Annotated in this window: 1 pseudogene; it reads right to left on the bottom strand. The window is 48.4% G+C overall.

The window, feature by feature from the left end:
* Nucleotides 1–315: 315 nt before the first annotated feature.
* A pseudogene (locus tag DW133_RS10315) lies at nucleotides 316–439 on the bottom strand (transposase); the annotation flags it as partial.
* Nucleotides 440–556: the final 117 nt, after the last annotated feature.

Raw genomic sequence — 556 nt, 5'->3', positions numbered from 1 at the left:
CACTGCTGTCCAAATTGAAAATATGCATTCCCGCTTAGACGGAAGTCACCTCCTTTCAAATCAAAGGCTTGCATTTTCGGGACAAAAAGTAGCCCCTCTCTTGCGATTAAAAGGGTAATTGCGCCTGCATTCCTATCTCCGGAGGCTTCTCCAGGTTTCGTTTTCCGTCATTCATTCGTACATCAGGATAGTCAAGCCAGACTCGCAGACTTTTGTGTGTCATGAGATTCAGACGGACGAAGTGCAGAAGCTTTGGAAAAGACCATTTGTGCAAGGATCTCTGCTTGAGCACCTCGATGAGCAGCGTCACAATGGCAGCTGTCCAAATTTGGCTCATGACGGCGTTTTCGTTGGTGCCAATGAAGCTTTTGATCTTCAGGTTCTGCTTGATTTTCTTGAAGAAGAGCTCGATCTGTCAGCGTTCCTTGTACAGCGCCGCAATCTGCTCCGGTTTCAAATCCATATCGTTGGTCAGGAAGTTAAACCAGCGGTCGTTGTCTGTGTCGTGCCATTGAACGACTCGAAACTGAAGCTCGCCGCAAGCTTCTCGTCCGGC

The sequence above is a fragment of the Sutterella sp. AM11-39 genome (assembly GCF_003472385.1).
GTDB lineage: Bacteria > Pseudomonadota > Gammaproteobacteria > Burkholderiales > Burkholderiaceae_F > Duodenibacillus > Duodenibacillus intestinigallinarum.
This window is presented reverse-complemented; position numbering and strand designations above follow the sequence as displayed.